Raw genomic sequence first — 23564 nt, 5'->3', positions numbered from 1 at the left:
ACAGGCTGCCCTGAGCAGCCGTACTACACGGCATGCTCCGGCAGCGATCAGCACGGGGCAAGACGCGCCGCACCTGGAGGGTCGTCCGTTGTTCAGCATCACCGTCCGCGATCACATTATGATCGCCCACAGCTTCAGCGGCGAGGTCTTCGGGCCCGCGCAGCGCCTGCACGGCGCGACGTTCCTCGTCGACGCCACGTTCCGCCGCGAACAGCTGGACGAGGACAACATCGTCGTCGACATCGGCCTGGCCACCCAGGAACTCGGTGCCGTGGTGAGCGAGTTGAACTACCGCAATCTGGACAACGAGCCCGACTTCGCCGGTATCAACACCTCCACCGAGTTCCTGGCCAAGGTCATCGCCGACCGGCTCGCCGCCCGCATCGAGAAGGGTGCGCTGGGCGAGGGCGCGCGGGGCCTGGCAGGCCTGGCCGTCACCCTGCACGAATCCCACGTCGCCTGGGCGAGCTACGAGCGTGCCCTGTGACCGACACGACCCTCGACCGCGCGGTTTCCCTTTCCCCGGCGGCTGTTCCGGCCGCCCCGGCTCAGGTACAGGTACAGGCTCACGTGCAGAAGACGCTCAACTACGTGCCGGTGCAGAACGCGGCCCTCAAGAACGCGGCGATCATCCCGATGTCCCTGCGCTCCGTGCACTTCGTGATGCCGGGCGGCGTCGACGACCCGGCCACGCCGAGCGGGGGCAACGCCTACGACCGGCGGATCAGCCTCGACCTGCCCGGCTTCGGCTGGCAGGTGCACAAGCACGCCGTCGCCGGTGAGTGGCCCCGGCCCGGCGCCGACGCCCGCGCGGAACTGGCGCGGACGCTGCGCGAGCTGCCGGACGGCACGGTCGTCCTGCTCGACGGTCTGGTGGCCTGCGGGGTCCCCGAGATCATCGTCCCGGAGGTCGAACGGCTGCGCCTCGCGGTGCTGGTGCACCTTCCGCTGGGCGACGAGACGGGCCTCGACCCGGCGGTCGCGGCCGAGCTGGACGCCCTGGAGCGGACCGTCCTGCGGGCGGTGCCCTCGGTGATCGCGACCAGCGACTGGGCGGTCCGACGCCTCGTCTCCCACCACGGACTCGCCCCGGACCGCGTGCACATGGCGGCGCCCGGCGCGGACATCGCCCCCCTCGCCTCCGGCACGGACGGCGTCTCCCGCCTCCTGTGCGTGGCTGCGGTGACCCCGCGCAAGGGCCAGCACCGCCTGGTGGAGGCACTGGCCGCGGTGACCGACCTGCCGTGGAGCTGCGTCTGCGTAGGCGGCCTCGAACAGGACCCGGAATACGTGTCCGACCTGCGCGCCCTGATCGCGAGGCACGGCCTGGAGGACCGCCTGCACCTGGCCGGCCCCCAGGCGGGCGCCCAGCTCGACGCCTCCTACGCGGCAGCCGACCTGATGGTCCTCACCTCCTACGCGGAGACGTACGGCATGGCGGTCACGGAAGCCCTCGCCCGCGGCATCCCGGTCCTCGCGACGGACGTCGGCGGCCTCCCCGAGGCGGTCGGCCGTGCCCCCGACGGAGGCGTCCCCGGCATCCTCGTACCGCCGGAGAACCCGGCGGCCCTGGCTGCGGAACTGCGCGGCTGGTTCGGCGAGGCGGACGTCCGCCGCCGTCTGAAGGCAGCGGCGAGGGGCCGCCGCGCGGCCCTGGACGGCTGGGCGGCGACGGCACGAAGCCTGGCCGGAGTACTGGGCCGGATCCCCTGGGAACCTCGGAGGGCGGCATGAAGAGGGCGATGACCATGCCGGCGGCCGGACGCTCGGGGCTGGTGGTGCTCGTGGCCACCGACGCCGAAGCCGCGGCCGTTCAGGGACGCAGGGAAGTGGCACTGCTGCAACGGGCGATTCTCCCGGGATGCGAGGAGGCCGACGTGAGCAACGCGACGACGACGACTTCGGCCGGGCCGGAGGCGCTCAGGGCCGACGACATCGAGCCGGTCGCCGCCCGGGCACGCCGGGTCGCCGCCCTGCGCAGTGCCGTCGGGGTGCTGGGCCGGATTCCCTCGGGAACCTCGCGGGGGTCGGCGGCATCCGTGGCAACTGACGTCGAGCTGGTCGCCGTCCGGGCACGCCGGGTGGCCGCGCTTCGGAGTCTCGTGGGGACGCCGGAGCGGACTCCCGGACGAGTGAGGAGCGCGGCATGAGGAAGGCGACGACGGTGGTGGTTTCGGCCGGGTCGGAGGTGGGGCGGGCGGGTTCGGTGGCGTCCGTGGACGCCGATGTGGAGCTGGTTGCCGCTCGGGGACGCCGGGTGGCCGTGCTGCGGAGTCTCATGAGGACGCCGGAGCGGACTCCCCCAGAAGCAAGGAGCGCGGCATGAAGAAGGCGACGACGATCACGACTTCGGCGGCGTCCGAGATCCAGCGACGGGGACCGGTGACTCCGGTGGACACGAATGCCAAGCCCGCCGCCGGGATTCCGGCGCAGCCCACGCACCGGGACGTCAAGGCCGGGGCCGGGCCGGTCAATCCGGGGGAGCGGGGCACGATCCGGCTGCGCGAGGCCGGGCCCGACGACCCGCCTCGGTACGCGCCCGACTGGCTGGAGCTGCGCGAGGGCGCCGACGCCGCCGCGCGCGCCGTCGAACTGCTCGACCCGCTTCGGATTCGGCTGGCCAACCTGCCCGGCAAGGCGGGCGGCCTCGTCGTCCACGACCTGGGCTGCGGCACCGGCTCCATGGGCCGCTGGCTCGCGCCCCGGCTCGACGGCGCCCAGCACTGGGTCCTGCACGACCGCGACCCCTACCTGCTGCACTTCGCCGCCGTGGCCTCCCCGCGCGCCGCCGCCGACGGCAGCCGCGTGACGGTCGAGACCCGGCGCGGCGATGTCGCCCGGCTGACCTCCGACGCCCTGGTCGGCGCCTCGCTGGTCACCGCCTCCGCCCTGCTGGACGTCCTCACCCGCGAGGAGGTCGACGCCCTAGCGACGGCCTGCGCGGGCGTCGGCTGCCCGGCTCTGCTGACCCTGTCCGTGGCCGGCCGCGTCGAGTTCGGCACCCCCGACCCCCTGGACGGGGACATCGCCGACGCGTTCAACGCCCACCAGCGACGGGCGGGACTGCTCGGCCCCGACGCGGTCACGGCGGCCTGCGAGGCCTTCGACCAGCGCGGCGCCACCGTCCACGTCCACCCGAGCGCCTGGCGCCTCGGCCCCGTAGAGGCCCCGCTCACCGCGGAGTGGCTGCGCGGCTGGGTCGCGGCAGCGGTGGAGGAACGCCCGGCCCTGAAGCCGAAGGCCGACAAATACCTCGCCGCCCGCCTGGAGGCGTGCGCGGCGGGGGAGTTGCGGGTGGAGGTCCACCACAGCGACCTCTTGGCACTGGCGAGGCCGAAGGGCGGGACGACGTCATGAGCGTTCAGACGGTCGACGCGCCCGAGGTTGTCATCGGCGGGCGCGCGCCAGCGCCCTGCCAGGGGCGCGGGGAACTGCGCGACCAGCCCCCACCGGCCCGCGTCCGACGAACTACCAATCCGGCGGTACGTTCGTCCTCCGGCCGCGCCGGAGTTATCGGCTTCGTTGGGGACAGGGTCACCCCCCAGGCGACACCCCCGAGCCGACTCCGCCGAGCCGCCCGAGCCCTGAGGCCCCACCTGGGAACCCTCGCCGGAGCAACGATCCTCGGCGTACTCCTCTGGCGCCTCGGCACCGGCGTCTTCCTCGACGGCCTGCGCCGCATCGACGTACCGACCCTGTTCATCGCCCTCGGCATCGGCCTGCTCACCACGGTGTTCAGCGCCTGGCGCTGGGTCCTGGTCGCCCGCAGTCTCCGTATCAGGCTGCCCCTCGGCACCGCGACCGCCGACTACTACCGCTCGCTGTTCCTGAACGCGGCCCTCCCCGGCGGCGTCCTCGGCGACGTGCACCGCGCGGTACGGCACGGACAGAGCGCCGGTGACGTCGGACGCGGAGTCCACGCGGTCGTCCTCGAACGGGCCGCCGGACAGATCGCGCTGCTCTCCGTCGGCGCGGGCGTTCTGCTGACCCAGCCGTCGCCGGTGATGGCCGAGGCCCGCAGGGTCGCCCTGATGGCCGCCTTCGCCGCCGTCGGCGCCCTCGCGGTCGTCGTCGCGGTCCGGATGAACCGGGCCCCGAGCGTCGCGGCCCGCAAGGCCCGCGCCGTGCACGCCGTACTCGCCGAAGCCCGTGGCGCCCTGCTCTCCCGCGAGAACCTGCCGGGCGTGGCGCTCTCCTCGGTGATCGTCCTCTCCGGCCACCTCGGCATGTTCGTGGTCGCGGCCCGGGTCGCCGGTTCCTCGGCCTCCGTCGCCGAGCTGCTGCCGCTGGCCGTACTGGCGCTGCTGGCGATGGGACTGCCGCTGAACGTCGGCGGCTGGGGCCCCCGCGAGGGCGTCACCGCCTGGGCGTTCGGCGCGGCGGGGCTGGGCGCGAGCATGGGGCTAAGTGTCGCCGTCGTGTACGGAGTACTGAGCTTTGTGGCCGCCCTGCCCGGCGCGGTCGTCCTGGTCGTCCGCTACTTCTGGTCGCCCACGGAGCGTTCGGAGTCCACGGAGTCCACGAAGCCCGCGGACTCCGCGAAGCCCTCGGTGCTCACCGAATCGACGTCCCCGGACTCGGTGAGCATCGAGAAATACGCCCCGAAGGAGTCGGCGAAGCTCGCCAGCAACGCCTTCCCCTTTTCGGCGGAACCCAGTGAAGGACGGCCGATGACACCGGAATCGGTGTAACCGGCCATGCCGAGGGTGAGGAGATGCCGGCGGTCGTCGGCGACGAAATCAGAGGTCTCATAACCGGGACGGAGCAATTCGGGATGAGCGTGCAGAAGGATGGAGGTCTCGATTTCCCCCGCGTGCATGTCGGTGAGCAGCGAGGTCACCACTCCGGCCCGCTCGCGCGCCGTCTCCCAGTCCTCCGCGGCCGGGAACAGCGCCATCCGCTCACCGCGCGCGGAGGATTCCTGAACGACGTTGCCCAGTACGTAGTTTCCGCCGTGTCCGTTGACGACCACCAGGGCGTCCACGCCCGAGCGGCGCAGCGAATCGGCGATGTCCCGTACTACCGCGTGAAGGGTCACGGAGGAGATGCTGACGGTTCCCGGCCAGGCGGCGTGCTCGTGCGAGCAGGCGATCGTCACCGGCGGAAGGAGGTGCACCGGGTACGCGGCTGCGATCTCCCGGGCAATGGCACACGCGACCAGGGTGTCCGTCGTCAACGGGAGGAAGGGACCGTGCTGTTCGAAGCTCCCGACCGGAAGAACGGCGACCTGCGTTGAGACGCCGGCGGCTCGCGTCCGTACGTCTTCCGTAGTGTCCACCGGCAACCGTATTCCCGAATCATCCATGTTCTCACGGCCTTTCGTCTCTGCTTAGGAACCAGATCATGACAGAAAAAATTGGCGTACTCGGCAAAGCCTCCCAGCCGTCGGGAGTCGAACGCGTCGTTAATGCGCCGTTGCCCACCGTGTACGGCGATTTCCAGGCGGTCGGTTACATGGACCACGATCGCGGTGACGAGCAAGTGGCGCTGGTCTACGGCGAGATCACCGAGGACGACGTACTCACCCGGCTGCATTCCGAGTGCCTGACCGGCGACGCGTTCGGCTCCCAGCACTGCGAATGCGGCGACCAGCTCGACTCCGCGCTGCGCGCGATAGTCGCCGAGGGACGGGGCATTCTCGTGTACCTCAGAGGGCATGAGGGCCGGGGTATCGGCCTGCTCGCCAAGCTCCGCGCGATGCAGCTCCAGTCGGAGGGCCTGGACACCGTCGAGGCGAACCTCGCGCAGGGCCTGCCGGTCGACTCCCGCGACTACGGGGTCGCGGCGGAGATCCTCCACGACCTCGGCGTCCGCTCGGTCCGCCTGATGTCGAACAACCCGCGCAAGCGCGAGGCGTTGCTCCGCCACGGCATCAAGATCGCCGAGGACGTGCCGCTGCTGATCCCGCCGTGCGAGAACAACATCACCTACCTGCGGACCAAGCGCGAGCGTCTCGACCACGTCCTGCCGCACCTGGACGCGGTGGCGCACTGGTCCTGATCCTGACCTGACGGGGGACCCGGCCGGGAGTCCGATCTGGGGGCGTGCGTCACTCGGACGCGCGCGGGGGGTGCCAGAAGCCCCGATTCCGGAAAGGAAGAGGGAATGACCGACGACGTCCTCTTCCTCTCCCGGGACCAGGTGACGGCCCTCCTCGACCCCGACACGGCGATCGCCTCGCAGCGCGCGGCGTTCGGCGCGCTGGGCGCGGGCGGTACCCGTACGCCTGATCTGCCCGGGAAGATCATGCATCCCAGCCGCTTCGACGACAGTGTGGTCTTCGCGTACGTCTCCCGGCTGTCCAAGGACACCGGCGCGGTGGCGAAGTTCGGCAGCGTCAACCCAGGCAACGCGGCGGCCGGCCTGCCGACCGTGCACGCCGTCATCACCGCCCTCGACCCGGTGACGGGCGAACTCGCCGCCGTCATGGACGGCACGGCCGTCACGACCCTGCGTACGGCCGCCGCCAGTGCCGTGGCCTTCGACGCGCTGTCCACCGCCGACAGCGCCGAACTGGCCCTCATCGGCTCGGGCACCCAGGCCCTCGCCCACGCACGGGCGGTCGCCCGGGTACGGCACCTGAAGTCCGTACGGGTGTGGAGCCCGACCCCGGAGCGCCGCGAGCGAGCGGCGGAACGACTCGCGGCGGAACTCGGCATCGCCGCCGAGGCGACCGCGACCCCGGAGGAGACGGTGACCGGGGCCTCTCTGGTCGCGACCTGCACGCTCAGCAAGACCCCCGTCGTGCACGGCGCCTGGCTCGCGCCCGGCTGCACGGTGGTCAGCGTGGGCTCGTTCGAACCGACCCGCAGCGAGGTCGACGCCGAGGTCCTACGGAGGTCAGCGGCCGTGGTCGTCGACGACCCGGAGACCGCGACGAAGCACGCCGGCCCGGTGATCGACGCCCTACGGGACCACCTGCTGCCCCGCGAGGCCCTGATCGGCCTCGGCGACATCCTCACGGGCGCCCGGACCGCCCGTACCGGCCCCGACGACATCGTCTTCTACAACAGCGTGGGACTCGGCGTGCAGGACGCGGCGGCGGCCTGGGCTGTCGTGCGCGCGGCACGGGGAGAGAACCGATGAGCGCCCTGCGGCGGGCGGGCGAGGCTGCGGTCGACGCGGGCGCGCACCCTGCCCGTACCGGCCTGGACGACAGTGGGTCCGGTGTGAAGGGCGTGGGGAGAGGGTCGATGACCATTACGTGGGCGGACGTGGTCGTGAGCGGCGGTGGGGCGGCGGGCGCGGGTGTGCGGTCCGCCCGTACCTGCCGGGGCGACATCGGGCTCGGTGTACGGGACGTGGCGGCGGCTTGGGGCGTTGTCCATGGGGCGTGGGGAGTGGGTCGATGACTATGACGCGGGTGGGCGTGGTCGTGAGCGGCGGTGGGGCGGCGGGCGCGGGTGTGCGGTCCGTCCGTACCTGCCCGGGCGACATCGGGCTCGGTGTACAGGATGTGGCGGCCGCCTGGCCGGTTGTCCATGCGACACGGGGAGTGGGCCGATGACCACGACACGGGCCGACGTGGTCGTCATCGGCGGTGGCGTGATGGGCGCGAGCATCGCCTATCACCTGGCCCGGGCAGGCGTACGGGACGTCGTCCTCGTCGAGCGGGACGAACTGGCGTCCGGGTCGACCTCACGGGCGGCCGGTGGGGTGCGGGCGCAGTTCTCCGACGAGCTGAACATCCAGCTCGGGGCGCGGAGTCTGGAGGCGTTCGGGCGGTTCGGGGAGGAGATCGGGCACGACATCGGACTGCACCGGGTCGGCTATCTCTTCCTCCTCTCCACACCCGAGGACGTTGCCTCCTTCGAGGCGGGGGTCGAACTCCAGAACGGCCTCGGCGTGCCCAGCCGCATGCTCACCCCGGCCGAGGCCCGCCGGCTCTCGCCGCTCATCACCACCGACGGCCTGCTGGCGGCGGCCTATTCGCCCGACGACGGCCACTGCACCCCGGAAGCGGTGGTCCACGGCTACGCCGCCGCGGCCCGCCACCACGGCGCGACCGTCCTGCGCCACACCGAGGTCACCGGTATCGAGCGCGACGGTGACGGTGAGGGCGGTGGTGACACCATCACGGCCGTCGTCACGGACAAGGGGCGGATCGCCACCGACACAGTCATCTGCGCGGCCGGTGCCTGGTCCCGGGCCGTGGGCGCGATGGCGGGCGTGGACCTGCCCGTGGACCCCCTGCGCCGCCAGATCGCGGTCACCGAACCGGTCCCCGGACTGCCACCGACGCTCCCCATGACCATCGACTTCAGCAGCAGCCTCTACTTCCACACCGAGGGCCCCGGCCTGCTCCTCGGCATGTCCGACCCCGACGAGACGACCGGCTTCGCCACCGAGACCCACGACCGCTGGATCCCCCGCCTGTACGAGGCGATGGAACACCGGGCGCCCGCCCTGCTCGACCTGCGCCGCACCGGCGGCTGGGCGGGCCTGTACGAGATCACCCCGGACCACAACGCCCTGATCGGCGAGGCGAGTTCGGTCTCCCGCTTCCTCTACGCGACCGGCTTCTCCGGCCACGGTTTCCTCCAGGGCCCGGCGGTCGGCGAGGTGATCCGCGACCTCTACCTCGGACGCGTACCCTTCGTCGACATCAGCCCCTTGAACGCCGGCCGTTTCGCGGCCGATGCCCTGCGCCCGGAGGTCAACCTCGTATGACCCAGCTCCACTTGTGGCTGCGCCACGAGACCCGCACGACCGAACGCCGTACCGCTGTCGTCCCGTTCGACGCCCGGCGGCTCGTCGAGGCGGGAGTACGCCTGACCGTGGAGGAGTCCCCGCAGCGGATCTTCCCGATCGAGGAGTACGAGGCGGTCGGCTGCGGTGTCGCCGACGCCGGGTCCTGGGTCTCCGCACCCTCGGACGCGGTGATCGTCGGCCTCAAGGAACTCCCCGACGAGCCGGGCGAGTTGCGCCACCGGCACATCTTCTTCGGGCACGCCTACAAGGGCCAGCCGGGCGCGGCCGAGCTGCTGCGTCGCTTCGTCGCCGGGGGCGGGGCCCTGCTGGACCTGGAGTACCTGGCGGACGACCAGGGCAGGCGGCTGGCGGCCTTCGGCTACTGGGCCGGATATCTCGGCGCCGCACTCGCCGTGCTCCAGCACCGGGGGAAGCTGACAACGCCCTTGTTGCCGACCACCAAGGAGGCCCTGGAGGCCGAACTCCGGTCACCCGGCACCCGGTTGAGCGCGCTGGTGATCGGCGCCCTGGGCCGCAGCGGCCGGGGTGCGCGGGTCGCGCTCGACGAGGCCGGCGTCGATCCCACCTGCTGGGACCTGGCCGAGACCCGGAACCTGGACCGACCGGCCCTGCTGGCCCATGAGTTGCTGGTCAACACCGTGCTCACCACCCGCCCGGTCCCGCCCTTTCTGACCGACGACGACCTGGACACCTCCGGCCGCCGCCTCCGCACCCTCTCGGACGTCACCGTCGACGTCGGCTCACCCATGAACCTCCTCCCGGTCTACGACACGGCAACCACCTGGGACACCCCGGTGCGCCGCCTCCGGGACGAGCCCCCGCTCGACCTGATCGCCATCGACAACCTGCCGTCCCTGCTGCCCCGCGAGGCGAGCACGGACTTCTCGGCAGCCCTGGTGCCCCAGCTCCTCGACTTCGAGGTGGGCGGGGCGTGGGGGCGCTGTCTGGAACGGTTCCATCAGGTGTGCCGTGAACTCGGCATCGTCAAGGAGGAGTTGGACCATGAGTGAGCAGTCGCCGCCGAATGCGGGCACTTTGGTCCCCGCCGGCGGCACCGTCCACTGGATCGGCGCGGGCCTGTCCACGGGCGGCGGCCTTGCCGCACTGTGCGAGACGGCCGGGCGGGTCCGCGTGTGGCACCGCACCGAGGACCGCGCCGCCGAGGCCCTCGCCCACCTGGGCCTCACCGGCCGCGCCGAACCCCGCGCCTACACCCTCCCCGCGCTCACGGCCGAACTCGCCCCCGGAGACGTGGTCGTCTCCATGCTCCCGGCGCCCGAACACGCCCCGCTGCTGGCGGTCTGCGTACAGGGCGGGGCGCACTTCGCGTGCTCAAGTTACGTATCGGAGGCGGTACTTGAGCAAGTACCGGCAGCCGAGGCGGCGGGTCTGGTCGTCCTCACCGAGTGCGGGCTCGACCCGGGCATCGACCACCTCTTCGCCCACAGCCTGGTCACCCGCGCCGAGCACGCGATCGGCACCGGCACACCGGCCTCGTACCGCCTCACCTCGTACTGCGGAGGCATCCCCGCGGTGCCCAACGACTTCAGGTACCGGTTCAGCTGGGCGCCCGCCGGAGTCCTCAACGCCCTTCGCTCGCCCGCCCGTTACATCGAGGACGGCGCCGAGACGGTCGCGGACCGGCCCTGGGAGGTCACGCGTCCGCACGCGATCGACGGGGAGACCTTCGAGGTGTACCCGAACCGGGACAGCCTGCCCTTCGTCGGCCAGTACGAACTGCCGACGGCGTGGAAGGCGGAGACCTTCGTCCGGGGCACTCTGCGTCTGGACGGCTGGCTGAGCGCCTGGGACTCCGTCTTCGAGGAGTTGAAGGGCGGCGACGACGAGCGGATCGGCGCCCTGGCAAGGGAGTTGGCGGCGCGCTACCCGACGACCGACGCCGACCGCGACCGCGTGGTCCTGGCGGTCTCCCTCGATGTGGACGGGGAGGGGCAGAGCGAGAACGGTTCGGGGCGGCGGACCTGGTCCGGCCGCTATCTCCTCGACCTGGAGGGCGACGCGGTCGAGAGCGCGATGGCCCGCTGTGTCTCGCGCACACTGGCCCTGGGCGTCCGGCACATCCTCGACGGTTCGCTGCCGCCGGGCCTGAGCCGCGCCGCCGAGACGGCACGGCGTTCGGAAGAATGGCTGAGCGAACTCGGCGGGGAGGGACTGGAGTTCAGGCTCACCGTCGGCTGACGGTGGCGCGCTCCCCGCCAACTGTCGAGCGGCGGCTAATCGGTTACGGCCTCGTGCACAAGCCGTCGGAGATCCTGCCAGTACGACTGGCTCGTCCTGTGTCGCACCTGGGTCATGAACTGCACGGTCAGATCACGGCTCGGGTCGACCCAGAACGTCGTCGTCGCCACCCCGCTCCAGCCATAAGTGCCGAGGCCGGTCGGGGCCGGCGTGCGGTCCGGGTCGATCACCACCGAGACCCCGAGGCCGAAACCGAGGCCCGCGTTGCCGGGTTCGTCGTGCGGACGGGCGCCGAAGGTACGCAGATCGGCGCCGTCCGGAAGGTGGTTGGAGGTCATCAGGGCCACCGTCTCGGGCAACAGGAGGCGGACGCCGTCGAGTTCGCCGCCCCGGCGGAGCATCTCCATGAACCGGTGGTAGTCGTGGGCCGTGACGACCATGCCGCCGCTGCCGGACAGGAACCGGGGCCGGGACTTCAGCGGCAGACCGAGGGTCGGCTCGATACCGCCGTCCTCGGTCTCCCCGTACAACTCGGCCAGCCGGTCCGCCTGTTCGCCCGTCACACAGAAACCGGCGTCCGTCATACCGAGCGGACGGAAGACACGGTCGGCGACGAACTCGTCGAGCGGCTGCCCGGACGCCACCTCGATGACCCGGCCGAGGACGTTCGTGGCGACCGAGTAGTTCCACTGGGTGCCCGGCTCGAACTGCAGCGGCAGACCCGCGTACACCGAACAGGTCTCGGCCAGGGTCGAGCCCGGCACCACCGACGACTCCAGGTTGGCCTCGCGGTAGAGGGCGTCGACGGGGTGCGAGTGGTAGAACGCGAAGGTCAGGCCCGCCGTGTGGGTCAACAGGTGGCGGATCAGGAGGGGTTGGGCGGGCCGGGTTGTGAGGTCGTCCCCGGAGCCGCTCGCGTACACCTGCGGGTCGGCGAACTCCGGCAGGAAGCGGGACACGGGGTCCGTGAGCCCGAGCCGGCCCTCCTCCACCAGGATCAGCGCGGCCACCGAGGTGACCGGCTTGCTCATGGAGTAGATCCGCCACATCGTGTCGGCCTCGACCGGTAGGTCGGCCGCGATGTCGCGCCGGCCGTGCGTGGTGAGGTGCGCGACGCGACCGGCGCGGGCCACGGACACGAGGAAGCCGGGCAGCCGCCCTTCGTCGACATAGTGGGCGAAGTGCTGGTCGAGGCGGTCGAGCGCCTTCACATCCAGTCCGACCTCGCTCGGATCGACCTCTTGTCGCAGCTGTGCCATCGTTCCCCTCCGGTCGCTTGAAGTGCCGTCCTGTCATACCCCGACAGGACCACCTCAGGCCTCAGAACCCCCATGGTGACGCAGAGAGCGGGTGGCCGTCGCCCTCTGGTCACCCAGTTCCGGCAGTTTCCGGGCGCCCAGTACACCTACGACCGCTATACCCGCGAGCACGGGCAACGCCGTCCGCAGCCCGTCGGTGACGGCGGCGAGCGTGGCCGCCGTGGCCACTCCGAGGACCGGTCCGACGTTCATCGCGGTCTGCTGCAACCCGCCCGCCACCCCCGCCGACTCGGCCGCCGCATGCCGTACGACGACGGCTGTCGCAGTCACCATCACGGTGCCGAAACCCGCTCCGAGCAGCAGGAATCCACCGCCGACCGCCCCCGTCCCGGCCGCCCGGAACAGCACGAGCACCCCGAGCGCGAGCAGCGCCAGGGCGGCCACGGTCGTACGCCGGGCCCCGTACCGACGCAGCAGTACGGCGGCCACCGGCGCCCCCAGCACCATCGCCACGCCACCCGGCAGCGCGGCCAGACTGGTCCGCAACGGGTCCATGCCCAGCTCGTCCTGGAGCACATAACTGGCCACGAAGAGTGTGCCGAACATCGCAGCCGACGCGGCCACGAGAATCGCCAGCGCGGCACCCACGGCCGCCGATGCGAGCACATCGGGCGGCAACAGCGGGTCGGTGGTACGCCGCTCATGGCGTACGAGGAGCAGGCCCGCGCCGGCCGCCGTGAGCAGCCCGAGGACGGCTGAGGCACTCCAGCCGTGCTCCGGCACCCCGACGAGCGTGTGCACGAGGCAGGCGAGGGCCAGGGCGAGCAGCGCGGCACCGGGGAGGTCGAGCCGCGCGCGGCCGGCCTCGGGAGCGGCCTGAGGCGAGCCCGGAGCACGTACGACCAGCGCCAGGACGCCCAGCAGCAGCGCCGGCACGACGTTCAGGAAGAACACCGACCGCCAGCCCAGATGGGTCACCAGCACCCCGCCCACCAGCGGACCGGCCGCGGCGGCCACCCCGATCGCACTGGTCCGCAACGCGATCGGCATCCCCAGCCGGTCGGGCGGGAACGCGGCGCGCAGCATCCCGAGCGTGGCGGGTTGCAGCAGCGCGCCGAACACGCCCTGGACGACCCGCAGTCCGATCACCCAGCCCACGCCGGACGCGCCCCCGATACCCGCCGACACCGCCCCGAAGCCCAACACCCCGATGGCGAACAGCCGTTGATGCCCGTACCGGTCCCCGAGCCGCCCGGCGAACACGAGCAGACTCGCGACCGCGATGAGATACCCGGTGCTCGTCCACTGGACGTCGGCGAAGGAGGCGTGCAGATCCTGTTGCAGGGTGGGCTGAGCGATGGTCAGCACGGTGCCGTCGAGAGCGACGACCACCGCCCCGATCACACTGCTCGCGAGAGCGACCCGCCGATGCGCGCTCATCGTTCCTCCGGCCCGAGGTGCGCGTCGAGGGCGGTACGCAGCAGGGGCGCGAAGTCGTCGGCCCCGGTGGTGAGTTGGAGGCTGCCCCAGGCCCAGAGCTGGGCGATGCCGTAGAGGTTCGCGAGCAACGCGCCCGCGACGAGCCGGGCGTCGGCGTCGGGCCGGACCTGCCCGACGCGATCCACCAGCAGGGCGAAGACGGGCAGACTGGCCTCGCGCAGTCCCAACGCGTTGCTCTCCAGCAGATCGTGACGGAACATCAGCTCGTGCATGCCCCGGTTGGCGAGCGCGAAGTCGAGGTACACGCGCCCGAGCAGGGCGATCTGCTCCCGGGGCCCCGCCGTACCGCCGGTCCCGTGCCCACTCTCCTCGATCGCCCGTTCGCCCCTGGCCGCCAGCTCGACGAAGCCACGGCGGGCGATGGCCGACAGCAGCTCCAGATGGGTCGGGAAGTAGCGGCGAGGCGCGCCGTGGGAGACACCGGCGCGGCGGGCGATCTCCCGGAGGGTGAGCGCGTGGATGCCTTCCGTGGTCACCAGGTCGACGCCGACGTCGATGAGGCGGGTGCGTAGGGAGTCACTCATAGACACTGTCTACCAGCGTCCGGTAGACAGTGTCTACCGCGCTCAAGTGGGCGCAGCTCGGAATGGAGTCGCATGGGCGCACCGTTGATGGAGACATGACTCAGGACGACACGCAGGACGCGCTCCTCAAGCTGCTCTCCGAGTACGACGGCGGAGTGCTGACGACCCTCAAGGCGGACGGCCGCCCCCAGCTCTCGAACGTCAACCACACCTACGACCCCGACGAACGCACCGTCCGGATCTCCCTCACCGACACCCGCGCCAAGACCCGCAACCTGCGCCGGGACCCGCGCGTCTCGTACCACGTGACCAGCGGCGACCGCTGGGCGTACACCGTGGTCGAGGGCACGGCCGACCTGACGCCGGTGGCGCAGGACCCGCGCGACGAGACGGTCGAGGAGCTGATCCGCCTCTACCGGGCCGTGCGCGGCGAGCATCCCGACTGGGACGACTATCGCGCGGCGATGGTCCGGGACGGGCGGCTCGTGCTGCGGATCAGGGTGGAGAGGGCGTACGGGATTCCGCCTCGCTGAGCGAACGACGGTGGCTGACCCTCCGTCAGCGTGCACGTTCGTCCGCAGGAGACCTGGTCCGGCCGTATCGCGGGGCGAGAGGTCGTCGCGCCCACGCCCCCCCGGACAGCTGACCGAGGTCGCCCACCTCGTCCACGACCGGGTGCGGAACGATCCCCAACTCGCCCACGTCTGGACCTTGTTCGCCGAGGGTGGCACGCTCACTGGCACCTTCGCGTGCCGGGCCGGACTACTGCTGGCCCTGCTGCACGGCCCAGAAGGCATCGGCACCCTCGCCACCCACTGGGGCTGACGGCAACAGTCCCGCTTCCCCGATACGGCCCGCACCCACGGCAGTACCGGCACCCCCGTCCCCGCCAGTAACTCCTCGACACCCGACCGGAAAACCGACGAGTCCGTGCAGGTCGCGAGCAACTGCACCCTGAAGTCGTCGTCGAAGAGCGGCAAGGTCAACGGCGGAACCGCGCGCACCGGCCGCCCCTGAAATCGGCCGGTACGCGCGGAGGCACTGTTCTTTTGTGCTCGTTTTGGCCGATGTTGTTGCGTGAAACGTCAACTGTCAACCATGCGACAGGTATCAAGCGGGGCACTCCGGATGGAAATGACCAAGTCCCCGAACAGCCCAGGGCTGTTCGGGGACTTGGGGGGAGAGAGTCAGGCGGAGACCGTCGCGCGCTCCGCGACGTTCTCGGTGCCACGCTCACCGAGCCGTTCCGTCGGCACCCGGTGCGTCTCGCGTGCCGTGATCGCGGCCAGCACCGGCGGGACGCACAACGCCGCCGTGAACAGGGCGACGGAGAACCAGTCGTCCCCGTCCGGACCGGCGATCTCGGCGGCGAAGGTGACCGCGAAACCGGCGACGGCGAAGCCGATCTGCGTGCCGATCGCCATGCCCGACAGGCGGACCCGGGTCGAGAACATCTCGCCGTAGAAGGAGGGCCAGATGCCGTTCGCGGCGCTGTAGACCACGCCGAAGGTGATGATGCCGAGGACCAGGATCAACGGGTAGGAGCCGGTGGAGATCGCCCACAGGTAGACGAACATCATGACCCCGCTGCCCGCGGCGCCGGCCAGGAACACCGGGCGGCGGCCGATGCGGTCGGACAGCGTGGCCCACAGCGGGATCGCGGCCAGCGCGACCAGGTTGGCGAGCGCGGCCACCCACAGCATGGACGAGCGGTCCATGCCCACCGCGTCGCTGGTCGCGTATGCCAGCGCCCAGACCGTGAAGATCGTCGAGACGGAGGCGACCAGCGCACCCGCGATCACCCGGAGCACGTCCGCCCAGTGTTCGCGCAGCAGGATCAGCAGCGGCAGCTTCACGACACCCTCGGAGGCGGCCTGCTGGGCGAAGGCCGGGGTCTCCTCCAGCTTGCGGCGGATGACGTAGCCGACGACGGCGACCGCGATGCTCAGCCAGAACGGCACCCGCCAGCCCCAGGCCAGCAGCTGGTCCTCGGGCATGGCCGCGACCGGGATGAAGACCAGCGTGGCGAGGAGCTGACCGCCCTGGGTCCCGCTCAGCGTGAAGCTGGTGAAGAAGCCGCGCCGGCCCGGTGGCGCGTGTTCGAGGGTCATGGAGTTCGCGCTGGCCTGCTCACCGGCCGCCGAGATTCCCTGGAGGACACGGCAGAGCACGAGCAGGACCGGGGCGAGGGTGCCGACCTGGTCGCGGGTGGGGAGGCAGCCGATGAGGAACGTCGAGACGCCCATCAGGATCAGCGTGAAGACCATGATCTTCTTGCGGCCGAGCCGGTCGCCGAAGTGGCCGAGGAAGAGCGCACCGACCGGCCGGGCGGCGTACGCGACACCGAAGGTGCCGAGCGAGAGCAGCGTCGCGGTGGCCGGGTCCGAGTCGTCGAAGAAGATCTTCGGGAAGATCAGGGCAGCCGCACTGCCGTAGATGAAGAAGTCGTAGTACTCCAGGGCGCTGCCGATCCAGGCGGCCGTGGCGGCTTTCCTTGGCTGGCCGCCCGGTGGGGCGTCGAGGGGTGCTGCGGGGACGGACACGGCGTGCTCCTTCGAGGGAACTCCAACGTAGGCGGAGTGAGCGGAGGGGAGAAGTGCCGGATCCCGGGGGGTGATGGGACGGCCGTGCCGGGAGCTGCCGCTGCCCGGCTAATTAACCCACTGGATAGTTAGTAGCGGTTGGCTACGGATGTTGCGCTCACGTTTCCCGGGTGTCAAGAGGTCGTGCCGAAGGATCTTTCCGCCGGTCCTCAGGCCGTGCGGTCCGCCGTCAGGTAGGCGATGACCATGTCGCCGAGCATCGCCCGGTAGTGCTCCCGCTGGTCCGGGGCCGTGAGATCGCGGCCGAACAGCGCACCGAAGGTGTGCCGGTTGGCCACCCGGAAGAAGCAGAAGGAGCTGATCATGGCGTGCAGGTCCACGGCGTCCACATCGGCCGTGAACAGGCCCGACTTGTGGCCCGACTCCAGGATCCGGTGGATCACCTCCAGCGCGGGCGAGCCGATCCGCCCGAGCTGCTCCGAGCCGGCGATGTGCTGGGCCTCGTGGATGTTCTCGATGCTCACCAGGCGGATGAAGTCGGGGTGCGCCTCATGGTGGTCGAAGGTCAGCTCCGCCAGGCGCCGGATGGCCGCGACCGGGTCGAGGTGCTCGACGTCGAGGTCCTGCTCGGCCTGCCGGATCACCGAGTACGCGTGCTCCAGGACGGCCGTGAACAGCTGCTCCTTGCCGCCGAAGTAGTAGTAGATCATCCGCTTGGTGGTGCGGGTGAGGGCGGCGATCTCGTCCACCCGGGCCCCCGCCAGACCGGCCCGGGCGAACTCCTTGGTGGCCACGTCGAGAATCTCGGCCTTGGTGCGGGCGGCGTCGCGGATGCGCCCGCCGTTGTGTGCCGGTTCTTCGACGCTGGTCATCGGGTTCCTTCGGGCGAGGGGCCAGTGCCGTGAATTCTAGAAGCACGCCGGGGGCTTCCCTGTGGCCCTGTGCTGCTGATATAGCTAACGTACTAGTTCGTACATTAGTGGAGGTCGGTCGTGGCCAAGGACTCGTTTCTCGTCGGGCTCATCGGCTCCGGCATCGGTCCGTCCCTGAGCCCCGCGCTGCACGAGCGGGAGGCCGACCGGCAGGGGCTGCGCTATCTGTACCGGCTGATCGACATCGGCACGCTGGGCGTTCCGGCGCAGGCGGTCGGCGATCTCGTACGGGCCGCAAGTGACCTCGGGTTCGACGGACTGAACATCACGCACCCGTGCAAGCAGCTCGTCATCGAGCACTTGGACGGCCTCGACGCGCAGGCCGAGGCGCTGGGTGCCGTCAACACCGTGGTCTTCGAGGACGGCCGCGCGGTCGGCCACAACACGGACGTGACCGGTTTCGCCGCGTCCTTCGCGCGTGGGTTGCCCGATGCTCCGCTGGAGCGGGTTGTGCAGCTCGGTGCGGGTGGGGCGGGTGCGGCCGTCGCGCATGCCACGCTCACGCTCGGCGCGGGGGAGGTCACCGTGGTCGACGCTCTGCCCGACCGGGCGGCTGATCTTGCGGCTTCCCTGAATCGGCACTTCGGTGTCGGCCGGGCGACCGCCGCGACACCTGATCGGTTGCCGGCGCTGATCAGTCGGGCCGATGGCATCGTGCACGCGACCCCCACCGGGATGGCCGCCCATCCTGGGCTGCCCTTCCCGGCCGAGCTGCTGCATCCCGGGCTTTGGGTGGCCGAGGTGGTCTATCGGCCGTTGGAGACGGAGCTGTTGCGTACGGCGCGGGCGGTTGGCTGCGCCGCGTTGGATGGGGGTGGGATGGCTGTGTTTCAGGCTGCGGATGCGTTCCGTCTCTTTACTGGGCGTGAGCCTGATTGCGGGCGGATGTTGGCTGATATCGCGGAGTTGGCTGGGGCTGCGGAGAGCTCGGTGGGTTAGGTGGTGTGGCGACTGCGGGTTGGTTGTGGCTGGTCGCGCAGTTCCCCGCGCCCCTGTCGGGGCGCCAAATGTCGGCGGCGTTTTGAAGGAGCCGGTTCCCATGCGTACATCCATCGCCACCGTGTCGCTCAGTGGCTCTCTGACCGAGAAGCTCGCCGCTGCCTCCCGGGCCGGGTTCGGTGGGGTTGAGATCTTTGAGAACGATCTGCTTGCCAGTCCCCTCACTCCCGAGGAGATCCGCGCCCGTTGCGCGGACCTTGGGCTCACGATCGACCTCTATCAGCCGATGCGGGACATCGAGGCCGTGCCCGAGGACGAGTTCGCGCGCAATCTGCGTCGTGCCCGGCACAAGTTCGAGTTGATGCGACGGCTCGGTACCGACACCGTGCTCGTCTGTTCCAGCGTCTCGCCGCTCGCCCTCGACGACGACGCCCTCGCCGCCGCCCAGCTGAGCCGACTGGCCGACCTGGCCCAGGAGTTCGGCGTTCGCGTCGCCTACGAGGCGCTCGCGTGGGGACGGCACGTCAGTACGTACGACCACGCCTGGAGCATCGTCGAAGCGGCAGGTCACCCCGCGCTCGGCACCTGTCTCGACAGCTTCCACATCCTCTCCCGTGGGTCCGACCCCAAGGGCATCGAGGACATCCCCGGCGAGAAGATCTTCTTCCTGCAACTGGCCGACGCGCCCCTGCTCGCCATGGACGTGCTGCAGTGGAGCCGGCACTACCGCTGCTTCCCGGGGCAGGGCGGGTTCGACATCGCGGGCCTCCTCCAGCACGTCATCAGGGCCGCATACGACGGTCCGCTCTCCCTCGAAGTCTTCAACGACGTCTTCCGGCAGGCCGAGGCCGGACCGACCGCCGTGGACGCCCGGCGCTCCCTCCTCGTCCTCCAGGAGAGCATCGGCCTCGCCCCGCTGCCCGAGCCCGTCGTCCCCACCGGTATCGCCTTCGTCGAACTCGTCACCCCGGACGCGGAACCCGTCTCGGCCGTCCTCGGCGCGCTCGGTCTCACCCGTACGGCGCGGCATCGCAGCAAGCCCGTCGACCTCTGGGAGCGCGGCGAGGCCCGCATCCTCGTCAACACCGGACCGTCCGCCCGACGCGACGGCACGGGACTCGCCGCCGTCGGCCTGGAGTCACCGGACCCGGCAGGCGCCGCCCGCAGGGCAGAGGCTCTCCTCGCCCCCGTTCTGCCCCGCCGCCGCGCCCCCGAGGACGCCCCGCTCGACGCGGTGGCCGCCCCCGACGGCACGGAACTCTTCTTCTGTGCCACGGACCGGCCCGAACTCCCCAACTGGCGCACCGACTTCGAGGTCCTGGAGACTGCCGAGACCGGCGTCGCGCGCATCGACCATCTCGCCCTCACCCAGCCCTGGCACCACTTCGACGAGGCCGCCCTCTTCCACAGCAGCGTCCTCGGCCTGAACGGGCAGGAGAGCGTCGACGTCGCCGATCCGTACGGTCTCTTCCGCAGCCGGGCCGTCACCAACTCCGGTGGCAGCGTACGGATCGCGCTCGCCGTCGGCCCCGCGCCCACCGAGGCCGAGACCCGCGCCCAGCACATCGCGCTGGCCACCGACGACGTGGTCGCCGCCGCCCGGCGCTTCCGAGCGGCCGGTGGCCGACTGCTCCCGATGCCCGCGAACTACTACGACGACCTCGCGGCCCGATACGAGTTCACCGAGGGCGAGTTGGCGACCTACCGCGAACTCGGCATCCTCTACGACCGTGACGCTCAGGGCGAGTTCAGGCACTGCTACACCCAGACCGTGGGCCGGGTCTTCTTCGAGCTGGTCCAGCGCGACGGCGGCTACCAGGGCTACGGTGCCCAGAACGCACCCGTGCGCCTCGCCGCCCAGCACGCACAACGCCCGCTCCGCTAAAGGGAGTTGCTCCGGCACGCCCTACTGTCGAGTCACGCTCCTGCTCACGCCGGCGATGACGGTCGTCGCCAGGATCCAGCCGGTCAGGATCAGGACGTACGACAGATACTGGTACCCGCCCTCGGGTGCGAAGGCCCCCTCCTGGCCGAAGGAGATCACCGGGAGGAGCAGGTCCAGGGTGAAGAAGACCGGGTTGAACTCCGGGGCCTCGGACGCCTTGAGCGGGCGCGGATGGTGTGCGGCGTACGCGATCGAGCCGACCGCCAGCAGTGACAGCAGCCAGACGGCGGCGCGCAGCGGACGGAAGCCGTAGCCGACCGTCAGGTCCTGGAGGTGGCCCCACACCCGGCCGAGCCAGGGCAGGGTCGCCCGGTGCCGGCGCAGCTTGGCGAGCTGGACGCGGCGGGCCGCCCCCTCGTCGCCGACATGCCGGTAGGAGGCGGCCAACTGCTCGTAGGCATGGGGGACATAGCCGTCGCCCTCGCGTTCCAGCAGGGGCAGCCGGTGGTCGGCGGGCTCGTGCGGGGTGAGCGACGTGTAGGTGAGGTTGTTGAAGAGCACCTCGCCCGGTACGACCTCCGGCTCGAAGCCCAGCACGTCGATCCGGGAGCGGCGAAGATGGAGGATGCCGTCGAGCGGCTCGCTGCGGAAGAGCCACAACTCGCCGATGACACAGCTGCTGGCCCGCAGGGCGATACCGTCGGGGTTCGACAGCCGCGACCGCATGAGGTCGAGCCGACCCGGGATACGGGCCCCGCGCAGATCGACCCCGCCCTCGGCGCGCAGGCCTCGCGCCCGGACATCGGCCCGCACCTCAAGTGACTGCGCGCGCAGGGCGTGGCCGCCGGGATTGCTCAGCTCGGCGCCCTCCAGATTGACCGACCCGCCCACGGTGGCACCGTCGAGGAGCACCTCGCCCCGCACCCGCAGCCCCGGCGCCGCGAAGCCGTCGCCGAACACGCACTGATGGAGCTGGAGCACCGGCACGGACGGGTCGGACGTGGTGACCTCGGCGCCGTCCATGAAGAGCGCGCCCGCTATCTCCGCACCGGCCAGCCGCACCGGCCCCCGCACCCGGCAGTCCGTCATCCGCAGCGGACCGTCGATGCGCGTACTGGCGAGATTGACGGCCGGGAGCACCGAGCCGCGCAGATTCAGCTGGCGCAGCCGGGTTCCGTAGAAGTCGGGCGACTCGTCGAAGTGGCAGTACCGGAGGTGCAGCGGGTGGTCCACGACCGCGTACATCAGGTTCAGCTGCCCGGTGATGCGGGCGCCCGACAGCCTGAGCCTGGGGATCTCGCCCTCCACGTGCGGGTTGTTCAGCAACAAGAACCGCAGCACCGAGGCGCGTACGCTCCGCTCGGGTCCCCAGTCGGCGCCGTCGGCCGCGTTGTCGCCGCCCGCCTCACGGAAGTCCACGGGCTCACCCGTGCGGAAGGCCTGCCACACCCGTACTTCGGCCGCCGTCAGTTCGCTGATCTCCACCGGGGCGACTTTGACGTGCTCCCGGCACACATGTCAATCGGGCCCGGGGACAACACCCCGGGCCCGATCGTCACTTCAGTCCACCGACCCGAACGGTCGGCTCAACTTGCCGCGCTCTGGCGGGAGTTCCACTCCGCGACCACCGGACGATCGTGCTCCGTGGAGAGCCTGCTGACCGTGGCCGTGGCGAGCTGGAACAGCCGTCCGTCGGAGGCCGGCAGCCCGAGGTAACGGGCCGTCAGCACGCGCAGGAAGTGCCCGTGGGCCACCAGGACCACGTCACCCTCTTCGAGCGCGTCCTTGAGGTGGGTCAGGACGCGGTCCGCGCGCCGGCCCACCTCGTCGGGCGACTCGCCCGGATGCCCGTCCGGGCCCGGTGCGACGCCATCCGTGAACAGGTACCAGTCGGGCCGGGTGCGATGGATCTCGGCGGTCGTCACACCCTCGTACCCGCCGTAGTCCCACTCGTGCATGTCCGGGTCGGTCAACGCCCCGGTCAGGCCCGCGAGTTCGGCGGTGCGGACCGCGCGGACGAGGGGGCTGGTCAGGACGCGTGCGAAGGTCCGTCCGGCGAGGAGCGGAGCGAGGGACTTGGCCTGTTCCTCGCCGTGCGGGGTGAGGGGCAGGTCGGTCCAGCTGGTGTGCCGGCCCGACGCGCTCCACTCCGTCTCGCCGTGGCGGACCAGGAGAAGGTCACCCACGGTTCCTACTCCTTGGACTCGACGGCGTGACCGCCGAACTGGTTGCGCAGCGCCGCGATCATCTTCATCTGCGGGGAGTCGTCCTGCCGGGACGCGAACCGGGCGAAGAGGGAGGCCGTGATCGCGGGCAGCGGAACGGAGTTGTCGACGGCGGCCTCGACCGTCCACCGGCCCTCGCCGGAGTCCTGCGCGAAACCGCGCAGCCGCTCCAAGTGCTCGTCCTCGTCAAGGGCGTTGACCGCGAGGTCGAGCAGCCAGGAGCGGATGACGGTGCCGTCCTGCCAGGACCGGAAGACCTCGCGCACATCGGTGACGGAGTCGACCTTCTCCAGGAGCTCCCAGCCCTCGGCGTAGGCCTGCATCATGGCGTACTCGATGCCGTTGTGGACCATCTTCGAGAAGTGCCCGGCGCCCACCTTGCCCGCGTGGACATAGCCGTACGGGCCCTCCGGCTTGAGCGCCTCGAAGATCGGGTGGAGCCGCTCGACGTGCGCCTTGTCGCCGCCGACCATCAGGGCATAGCCGTTCTGGAGGCCCCAGACGCCGCCGGAGACACCGGCGTCGACGAAGCCGATGCCCTTGGTCGCCAGTTCCTCGGCGTGCTTCTCGTCGTCCGTCCAGCGGGAGTTGCCGCCGTCCACGACGACGTCACCGGACTCCAGCAGACCGCCGAGTTCGTCGACGACGGACTGGGTGGCGGCACCGGCCGGGACCATCACCCAGACCACGCGCGGCGCTTCGAGCTTCTCGACCAGCTCGGCGAGGCTCGCCACGTCGGAGACCTCGGGGTTGCGGTCGTAGCCGATGACGGTGTGGCCGGCACGGCGGATGCGCTCGCGCATGTTGCCGCCCATCTTGCCGAGACCGATCAGACCAAGCTGCATG

General features: G+C 71.1%; 23 protein-coding genes and 1 pseudogene. 15 read left to right on the top strand and 9 right to left on the bottom strand.

What is annotated here, in order from left to right; translation table 11 throughout:
• The first annotated feature begins 88 nt into the window (after positions 1–88).
• From ACFYXF_RS31990 to ACFYXF_RS31970, 5 genes are all read left to right on the top strand, one after another.
• Positions 89–487, top strand: coding sequence for a 6-pyruvoyl tetrahydropterin synthase family protein (locus ACFYXF_RS31990; RefSeq protein ID WP_389354881.1), 399 nt, complete (start codon positions 89–91; stop codon positions 485–487).
• A gap of 83 nt (positions 488–570) precedes the next feature.
• The gene (locus ACFYXF_RS31985; protein ID WP_389354880.1) at positions 571–1734 is read left to right on the top strand and encodes a glycosyltransferase family 4 protein; all 1164 of its coding nucleotides are present in this window, start codon (positions 571–573) and stop codon (positions 1732–1734) included.
• Positions 1731–2150, top strand: coding sequence for a hypothetical protein (locus ACFYXF_RS31980; protein ID WP_389355105.1), 420 nt, complete (start codon positions 1731–1733; stop codon positions 2148–2150). Before ACFYXF_RS31985 ends, ACFYXF_RS31980 begins: the two co-directional genes overlap by 4 nt.
• Before the next feature lie 172 nt (positions 2151–2322).
• Positions 2323–3357, top strand: a complete 1035-nt coding sequence (locus tag ACFYXF_RS31975; protein WP_389354878.1) for a trans-aconitate methyltransferase — start codon at positions 2323–2325, stop codon at positions 3355–3357.
• A complete protein-coding gene (locus ACFYXF_RS31970; RefSeq protein WP_389354876.1) occupies positions 3354–4691 on the top strand; it encodes a lysylphosphatidylglycerol synthase transmembrane domain-containing protein in 1338 nt (445 codons plus the stop codon). Before ACFYXF_RS31975 ends, ACFYXF_RS31970 begins: the two co-directional genes overlap by 4 nt.
• On the opposite strand, the pseudogene ACFYXF_RS31965 reads toward ACFYXF_RS31970, so the two are convergent.
• Positions 4580–5305, bottom strand: a pseudogene (locus tag ACFYXF_RS31965) (creatininase family protein); the annotation flags it as partial. The gene ACFYXF_RS31970 and the pseudogene ACFYXF_RS31965 sit on opposite strands and share 112 nt — an antisense overlap.
• A gap of 38 nt (positions 5306–5343) precedes the next feature.
• Here ACFYXF_RS31965 and ribA point away from each other — a divergent pair.
• The 6 genes from ribA to ACFYXF_RS31935 all read left to right on the top strand — a co-directional run bounded on the left by ribA (position 5344) and on the right by ACFYXF_RS31935 (position 10911).
• Positions 5344–6000: a GTP cyclohydrolase II gene (gene ribA / locus ACFYXF_RS31960; protein WP_235473729.1), complete on the top strand. Its 657-nt coding sequence runs from the start codon at positions 5344–5346 to the stop codon at positions 5998–6000.
• Positions 6001–6105: 105 nt separating this feature from the next.
• Positions 6106–7086 (top strand): ornithine cyclodeaminase family protein, encoded by a 981-nt coding sequence (locus tag ACFYXF_RS31955; protein ID WP_389354874.1) that lies wholly within the window; start codon positions 6106–6108, stop codon positions 7084–7086.
• On the top strand, positions 7083–7352 hold the full coding sequence (locus ACFYXF_RS31950) for a hypothetical protein (RefSeq protein ID WP_389354873.1): 270 nt from the start codon (positions 7083–7085) through the stop codon (positions 7350–7352). The genes ACFYXF_RS31955 and ACFYXF_RS31950 overlap by 4 nt, the downstream gene beginning before the upstream one ends.
• A gap of 151 nt (positions 7353–7503) precedes the next feature.
• Entirely contained in the window at positions 7504–8670 is a 1167-nt protein-coding gene (locus ACFYXF_RS31945; protein ID WP_389354871.1) for an NAD(P)/FAD-dependent oxidoreductase, read from the top strand.
• Positions 8667–9722 (top strand): saccharopine dehydrogenase, encoded by a 1056-nt coding sequence (locus tag ACFYXF_RS31940; protein ID WP_389354869.1) that lies wholly within the window; start codon positions 8667–8669, stop codon positions 9720–9722. Before ACFYXF_RS31945 ends, ACFYXF_RS31940 begins: the two co-directional genes overlap by 4 nt.
• Positions 9715–10911, top strand: a complete 1197-nt coding sequence (locus ACFYXF_RS31935) for a saccharopine dehydrogenase family protein (protein ID WP_389354868.1) — start codon at positions 9715–9717, stop codon at positions 10909–10911. The genes ACFYXF_RS31940 and ACFYXF_RS31935 overlap by 8 nt, the downstream gene beginning before the upstream one ends.
• 35 nt (positions 10912–10946) lie before the next feature.
• Here ACFYXF_RS31935 and ACFYXF_RS31930 read toward each other — a convergent pair whose 3' ends face one another.
• The 3 genes from ACFYXF_RS31930 to ACFYXF_RS31920 are packed head-to-tail and all read right to left on the bottom strand — an operon-like array spanning position 10947 to position 14194.
• Positions 10947–12170 (bottom strand): serine hydrolase domain-containing protein, encoded by a 1224-nt coding sequence (locus ACFYXF_RS31930; protein WP_389354866.1) that lies wholly within the window; start codon positions 12168–12170, stop codon positions 10947–10949.
• A 54-nt stretch (positions 12171–12224) separates the two neighbouring features.
• Positions 12225–13610: an MFS transporter gene (locus ACFYXF_RS31925; RefSeq protein ID WP_389354865.1), complete on the bottom strand. Its 1386-nt coding sequence runs from the start codon at positions 13608–13610 to the stop codon at positions 12225–12227.
• Positions 13607–14194 (bottom strand): TetR/AcrR family transcriptional regulator, encoded by a 588-nt coding sequence (locus tag ACFYXF_RS31920; protein WP_389354863.1) that lies wholly within the window; start codon positions 14192–14194, stop codon positions 13607–13609. Before ACFYXF_RS31920 ends, ACFYXF_RS31925 begins: the two co-directional genes overlap by 4 nt.
• Before the next feature lie 95 nt (positions 14195–14289).
• Between ACFYXF_RS31920 and ACFYXF_RS31915 the strand changes: the two genes are divergently transcribed.
• Entirely contained in the window at positions 14290–14727 is a 438-nt protein-coding gene (locus ACFYXF_RS31915; protein WP_389354861.1) for a PPOX class F420-dependent oxidoreductase, read from the top strand.
• Positions 14728–14869: 142 nt separating this feature from the next.
• Entirely contained in the window at positions 14870–15019 is a 150-nt protein-coding gene (locus ACFYXF_RS31910; protein WP_389354859.1) for a hypothetical protein, read from the top strand.
• 362 nt (positions 15020–15381) lie between these two features.
• Here ACFYXF_RS31910 and ACFYXF_RS31905 read toward each other — a convergent pair whose 3' ends face one another.
• Together ACFYXF_RS31905 and ACFYXF_RS31900 are read right to left on the bottom strand one after the other, a co-directional pair.
• Positions 15382–16737 carry an MFS transporter gene (locus tag ACFYXF_RS31905; protein WP_389354857.1) on the bottom strand — a complete coding sequence of 452 codons (1356 nt, stop codon included), beginning with the start codon at positions 16735–16737 and terminating at the stop codon, positions 15382–15384.
• A 209-nt stretch (positions 16738–16946) separates the two neighbouring features.
• Complete coding sequence (locus tag ACFYXF_RS31900; protein ID WP_389354856.1) at positions 16947–17609, bottom strand: TetR family transcriptional regulator; 663 nt, start codon at positions 17607–17609, stop codon at positions 16947–16949.
• A 120-nt stretch (positions 17610–17729) separates the two neighbouring features.
• Here ACFYXF_RS31900 and ACFYXF_RS31895 point away from each other — a divergent pair, with 120 nt between their 5' ends.
• Positions 17730–18608 (top strand): shikimate dehydrogenase, encoded by an 879-nt coding sequence (locus ACFYXF_RS31895; RefSeq protein WP_389354854.1) that lies wholly within the window; start codon positions 17730–17732, stop codon positions 18606–18608.
• 100 nt (positions 18609–18708) lie between these two features.
• The gene (locus tag ACFYXF_RS31890; protein WP_389354853.1) at positions 18709–20493 is read left to right on the top strand and encodes a bifunctional sugar phosphate isomerase/epimerase/4-hydroxyphenylpyruvate dioxygenase family protein; all 1785 of its coding nucleotides are present in this window, start codon (positions 18709–18711) and stop codon (positions 20491–20493) included.
• Positions 20494–20514: 21 nt separating this feature from the next.
• Here the strand turns inward: ACFYXF_RS31890 and ACFYXF_RS31885 are convergent, their stop codons facing one another.
• From ACFYXF_RS31885 to gnd, 3 genes are all read right to left on the bottom strand, one after another.
• A complete protein-coding gene (locus ACFYXF_RS31885) occupies positions 20515–21978 on the bottom strand; it encodes a membrane-associated oxidoreductase (protein WP_389354851.1) in 1464 nt (487 codons plus the stop codon).
• A gap of 101 nt (positions 21979–22079) precedes the next feature.
• Complete coding sequence (locus ACFYXF_RS31880) at positions 22080–22679, bottom strand: histidine phosphatase family protein (protein WP_389354849.1); 600 nt, start codon at positions 22677–22679, stop codon at positions 22080–22082.
• Between the two features lie 5 nt (positions 22680–22684).
• Complete coding sequence (gene gnd, locus ACFYXF_RS31875) at positions 22685–23563, bottom strand: phosphogluconate dehydrogenase (NAD(+)-dependent, decarboxylating) (protein WP_389354847.1); 879 nt, start codon at positions 23561–23563, stop codon at positions 22685–22687.
• Position 23564 lies beyond the last annotated feature (1 nt).

Source organism: Streptomyces sp. NPDC002680 (assembly GCF_042889145.1).
Lineage (GTDB): Bacteria > Actinomycetota > Actinomycetes > Streptomycetales > Streptomycetaceae > Streptomyces > Streptomyces adonidis.
Note: the sequence above shows the minus strand (reverse complement) of the source record. Positions and strands in the feature narration are given on the sequence as shown.